The 5,216-nt window shown below is 74.0% G+C and carries 5 protein-coding genes; 1 reads left to right on the plus strand and 4 read right to left on the minus strand.

Going from position 1 to position 5,216, the window contains the following annotated elements; all coding sequences use genetic code 11:
• The first annotated feature begins 125 nt into the window (after positions 1-125).
• A complete protein-coding gene (locus tag LCD31_RS25760) occupies positions 126-407 on the plus strand; it encodes a TM2 domain-containing protein (protein ID WP_224962214.1) in 282 nt (93 codons plus the stop codon).
• A 689-nt stretch (positions 408-1,096) separates the two neighbouring features.
• Here the strand turns inward: LCD31_RS25760 and LCD31_RS25765 are convergent.
• The 4 genes from LCD31_RS25765 to LCD31_RS29850 form a co-directional block, all read right to left on the minus strand.
• The gene (locus LCD31_RS25765) at positions 1,097-1,777 is read right to left on the minus strand and encodes an NUDIX hydrolase (protein WP_308015869.1); all 681 of its coding nucleotides are present in this window, start codon (positions 1,775-1,777) and stop codon (positions 1,097-1,099) included.
• Between the two features lie 21 nt (positions 1,778-1,798).
• On the minus strand, positions 1,799-3,496 hold the full coding sequence (locus LCD31_RS25770) for a CTP synthase (protein ID WP_373689962.1): 1,698 nt from the start codon (positions 3,494-3,496) through the stop codon (positions 1,799-1,801).
• A gap of 220 nt (positions 3,497-3,716) precedes the next feature.
• Positions 3,717-4,709: a helix-turn-helix transcriptional regulator gene (locus LCD31_RS25775; RefSeq protein ID WP_224962218.1), complete on the minus strand. Its 993-nt coding sequence runs from the start codon at positions 4,707-4,709 to the stop codon at positions 3,717-3,719.
• Between the two features lie 290 nt (positions 4,710-4,999).
• On the minus strand, positions 5,000-5,101 hold the full coding sequence (locus tag LCD31_RS29850; protein ID WP_224962240.1) for a copper transporter: 102 nt from the start codon (positions 5,099-5,101) through the stop codon (positions 5,000-5,002).
• Positions 5,102-5,216 lie beyond the last annotated feature (115 nt).

Consider the following 5,216-nt stretch of genomic DNA (forward strand, 5'->3'; position numbering starts at 1 on the left):
GCCCCCCCCCCCCCCCCGGGGGCCCCCGCCCCCCCCCCCCCCCCCCCCCCCCCCCCCCGGGCGCCGCGGGCCCCTACCCGGCGGCACCTCCCCAACCCGGGCCGAGCTGGGGCCAGGGCGCCCCGATGCCGTACGGCATGCCGCGGAACCCGTACGAGGACGTCGCGCTGTCCGACAAGTCCAAGCTCGGGGCGGGGTTGTTGCAGATCCTGCTGCCGTTCGGGGTCGGGCGGTTCTACACCGGGCACACCGGGATCGCGGTCGCGCAGCTGCTGCTGTTCACCCTCGGCGGATTGATCTTCTGCGGGTTGGGCACCATCGCTTCCATCATCTGGTGCGTGATCGACGGGATCGTCATCCTCAGCACGGAGAGCACCGACTCGAACGGGCGCGTGCTGCGGTCCTGAGCCGGTCGTGCTCGGGCGGTGCGGCTGGTGCCGCGCGGGAGCGTTCGGACCGGCATCCGATCGGCGGCGAACCGCACGGGTCGATCCGCCGGGGGGGCGTAGGGCTCCGGTCCGCGGCTGAACGCCCGGATGGAGCCGATATCCGGAGAAAGCCGGGCGATCGGATCGGGAGGCCGGGTCGGCCGTATCGGGGTCCGGCCGCCGGATCGGGCCGTGCCGGCGGACTGGGCGGGATCACCGGGCCGGACCGGACCACCGGGCCGGACCGGACCACCGGGCCGAGCCGGACCACCGGATCGGGCTGGCCGCCGGGCGGGGGCGGGTGTCCGGGCGAGCGGACCTCGACATGGATCGGGCGATCGAATCGAGGCTGGGCGTCGGGATGGCGTCGCTCGCCGGGTGCGGCTGCCGCACGGACAGCTGCAAGATCAACTCGAAGCGACAGGTGACATGTCGTCCCTGCTGCCGAGTCCCCCCGGTCCCGGTCGTCGGAGTTTCCCGCGGTCCCGGGCCTGCGAGTGGAATCGAGTTCAGCGCGGCGGCGGGCCCTCCATCCGGTGGCGGAGCGTCCACGCGCACCGGCACCGGTCACCTCCGCGCCGGAACCGACCGCGCACAGCCGAACGCCCCACTCGATCGACCGATCGAGTGGGGCGCTGCACATCAGCTCTGCGCGGGACGGCTTCCCGTCAGCCGGGCAACCGCTCGGCCAACCGGTGCGGGCGGTCGAGCCACTCCGCCGACGCGGGCCGCGGCTCGGCACGACCGGACCGGACCGCGGCCGCCGCCAGCAGTCCGGACACCGCGGGAGCGTTCACGATCTCCCCGGCGAACACCATCCGCAGCGCCTCGTCGAAGGGGACGCGGCGCACCACCAGGTCCGCTTCCTCGTCACCGGCGGCAGGCGGCCTGCCCACCTCGGTCAGGGAGCGGGCCAGGAACACCCGCTCGCTCTGGTCGGTGAAGCCCGGGGACGAAGCGATGTCCACCAGCACCGACCAGTCCTCGGCGGCGAGTCCGACCTCTTCGGCGAGTTCCCGCGGCGCGGGGCGCAGCGGGTCCTCCCCCGCGACGTCGAGCAACCCGGCGGGCAGCTCCCAGAGCCGCCGCCCCACCGGGTACCGGTACTGGTGGATCAGCACGACCCGGTCGTCCGCGTCGAGCGCGACGATCGACACCGCACCGAGGTGCTCGACGACCTCGCGCCGCGCCTGGCCACCGCCCGGCATCGCGACCTCGTCGGCCCGCAACGCGAGGATCTTGCCCACGTACACGTCCTGGGACGCGACGGTGGCGAACTCGTGCGTGCCGTCGGTCCGCTGGACGTCGCCACCACCACTACCCGTGCCGTTCGTATTCGCTGCGCTCACGGCGTCACCCTACGGGCCGGATCAGACCCCGGCTTCCACGTTGTCCGACAGCTCGACCGGAAGCCGCTCCGCCGCGCGGTAGTCGACGGCGGCCCGGACGAAGGCGGCGAACAGCGGGTGCGGGCGGGTCGGCCTGCTCTTGAGCTCCGGGTGCGCCTGCGTGCCGACGAAGAACGGGTGCTGCTCGCGCGGCAGCTCCACGAACTCCACCAGGCGGTCGTCGGGCGAGGTGCCCGAGAACACCAGGCCGGCTTTGGTCAGCCGGTCGCGGTAGGCGTTGTTCACCTCGTAGCGGTGCCGGTGCCGCTCGGCGATCTCGGTCTCGCCGTACGCCTCGGCGACCACGGACCCCTCCAGCAGCTTCGCCGGGTAGGAACCGAGCCGCATCGTGCCGCCCATGTCCCGGTCCCCGGAGAGCACGTCCCGCTGATCGGCCATCGTGCTGATCACCGGGTGCTGGCAGGGCTCCTCGAACTCGGCGGAGTTCGCCCGCTTCAGGTCGGCCAGCGAGCGGGCCGCCTCGATCACCATGCACTGCAGGCCGAGGCACAGGCCGAGGGTGGGGATGCCGTGCGTGCGGGCGTAGCGGATCGCCCCCAGCTTCCCCTCGATCCCGCGCACGCCGAAGCCGCCGGGGATCAGCACGCCGTCCATGCCGGCCAGGGCGTGGGCCGCCCCCGCATCGGTGTCGCACTCGTCGGAGGGCACCCAGGCGATCTCGACCTTCGCGCGGTGCGCGAACCCGCCCGCGCGCAGCGCCTCGGTGACCGACAGGTACGCGTCCGGCAGGTCGACGTACTTGCCGACCAGCGCGATCCGCACCCGCTCGGTCGGCTTGTGCACGCGGTCGAGCAGGTCGCCCCACACCGTCCAGTCGACGTCCCGGAACGGCAGTCCGAGCCGCCGCACCAGGTACGCGTCCAGGCCCTCGCCGTGCAGCACCCGCGGGATGTCGTAGATCGACGGGGCGTCCGGGCAGGCGACGACGCCGTCGGAGTCCACGTCGCACATCAGCGCGATCTTGCGCTTGAGGTCCTCGGGGAGCTCGCGGTCGGCCCGGCAGACCAGCGCGTCGGGCTGGATGCCGATGTTGCGCAGCGCGGCCACCGAGTGCTGGGTCGGCTTCGTCTTGAGCTCGCCCGACGGCGCCAGGTACGGCACCAGCGACACGTGCAGGAAGAAGCAGTTGTCCCGGCCCACGTCGTGCCGCATCTGGCGGCACGCCTCCAGGAACGGGAGCGATTCGATGTCGCCGACCGTGCCACCGACCTCGGTGATCACGACGTCGGGCGTGCGCCCGTCCTCGTCCGGTTCGGCCATCGCGCGGATGCGGGCGATGATCTGGTCGGTGATGTGCGGAATGACCTGCACGGTGTCACCCAGGTACTCACCCCGGCGTTCCTTCGCGATGACCGCCGAGTAGACCTGCCCCGTGGTGACGTTCGCGTTCTTGGTGAGGTCCCGGTCCAGGAACCTCTCGTAGTGCCCGATGTCGAGGTCGGTTTCGGCCCCGTCCTCGGTGACGAACACCTCGCCGTGCTGGAACGGGTTCATCGTTCCGGGGTCGACGTTGAGGTAAGGATCGAGCTTCTGCATCGTCACCCGCAGTCCGCGGGAGGTCAGGAGTTCGCCGAGGCTCGACGCGGTCAGGCCTTTGCCGAGTGAGGAGGCGACACCTCCTGTGACGAACACGTGCTTGATCGTGCGTGTTTGCGGCACCAAGAAGGCTCCCCGTGGTCAAGCCGTCGCCGGGCTGAATGAATCTGCGCTGGCAGGACGGCTGAATCCGTCGCTCCCACGGGATTTCAGCCTAACGCACGATGAACCGCGGGTACACGGCGACCCGCATGGCCTCCACCACGGCGCAGAGCTCCAGGTCAACCGCCGTCGGGGGCACGGTCCGGACGACCGCCCCAATCACCGCACGCGCCCCGCGCGGTCACCCGGACATCGCGGGGCTCCCTTCCGCGCGGAGCCAGCGGACCGATTCCTCGGGTGGCAGCGCGGCCGCCGCCAAGCGCCGCAGCAGCTCGTGGTGCGCCCCCGCCGAAGCCGGGTCGTCGGCGAGCTCGGTGGCCCCGGCGGCGGAGGTCACCACCACCTCGGGCAGGTCGAGTTCGAAGGACAGCACCGAGAAGGGCGCCCCCGTCGCCAGCGCGCCGGCGCTGAACGGCAGCACCCGGACCGCCACCGTCGGCAGTTCCGCGAGCCCGCGCAGCGCGTCCAGCTGCCGCGCCAGCACCTCCGGGCCGCCCACCTCGCGGCGCAGGGCCGACTCGGCGAGGACCAGGTCCAGCGCCAGCGCGCCACGTTCGACCCGGCGCCGCCTGCGCCGCAGCACCTCCAGCGACCGCTCGGCCGCGTCCGACGAGCGTTCCGGAGCACGGGCGTCGTCGGCCGCTGCGGCGTACTCGTCCGTCCGCACCAGCTCGGGGAGCTCTTCGACGGCGAACGCCCGCACCACGACCGCCTCCGCCTCGAACCCGACGTGCCGGCGGACGTCCGGGGGCAGGACGTCCCGGTACGCCTCCCACCAACCGCGGCCTCGCGCGGAGTGCGCCAGCTCGACCAGCCGGTCCCGCCGGTCGGAGCCCGCGTGGCAGATGTCGGCGAGCGCGATGACCGCCTCCACCCCGACCTGCTGGCGGGCACCTTCGATCTTGCTCACCTTCGCCTGCGGCCAGCCCAGCCGCTGGGCCACGTCGGCGTGGGTCAGCCGCGCCGCGTGCCGCAGCTCCCGGAGCTCGCCCGCGAGCAGGTGCCGCCGGACCATGGGGCTCGGTTCGGTGCGCGGCTGCCGGTCGTCGAGCTGCCGGTCGTCGAGCTGGCGGCCGTCCTGCTGCCGGTCGTCCTGCTGCCGGTCGTCCTGTTCCGGGCCGCCGGGCGCTCGCCCTGTCGAGCCGGGGTCCGCGGCGCTTCGCATCTCGTCCATGGATCCGATTCTGGCCGCGATCTTCGGCGCGGCACAGGAATGTCACTCCATCGAATTATCGCGGATCGAATAATTCTCGAACATCATCGATGGCATGGCTCTCCGAACCCGGCTCGGCACCGACCCGACCCGCCGCGTCCACCCCCGTCCCGAGGCGCGGCGCGGGTGCCCCCCGTGCCGAGCCCCCCCCCCCGGGGGGGCCCCCCCCCGCCCCCCCCGCCCCCCGGGGGGGCCCCCCCCCCCCCGCGCCCCCCGGCGTGGCCATACCGCCGGGCCGGGCACCGCGCCGGTCAGTCGCGCACGCCGGGGACCGCTCCCTGCGCGCTGCTGGCCGTGCCGTAGTGCCCGGCCCGGTGGTCGAGCTGCTCGCGGAGCGCCAGCACCGCGGCCACCCGCCCCTGGGGGCTGTGCGCGGGGGGGCCCGGGGGGCCCCCCGGGGCCCCCCCCCCCGGGGCGGGGGGGCGCCCCCCCCCCCCCCCCCCCGCGGCCGGGCCCCCCCCCCCCCGG

The sequence above is a fragment of the Saccharopolyspora sp. 6M genome, from assembly GCF_020176775.1.
Classification (GTDB): Bacteria; Actinomycetota; Actinomycetes; order Mycobacteriales; family Pseudonocardiaceae; genus Saccharopolyspora_C; species Saccharopolyspora_C gregorii.

What these genes read in the sequence shown, in the direction of transcription:
- LCD31_RS25760 (WP_224962214.1), top strand. Translation starts at nt 126, where the DNA reads ATGCCGTACGGCATGCCGCGGAACCCGTACGAGGACGTCGCGCTGTCC.
- LCD31_RS25775 (WP_224962218.1), bottom strand. Translation starts at nt 4,709, where the DNA reads ATGGACGAGATGCGAAGCGCCGCGGACCCCGGCTCGACAGGGCGAGCG.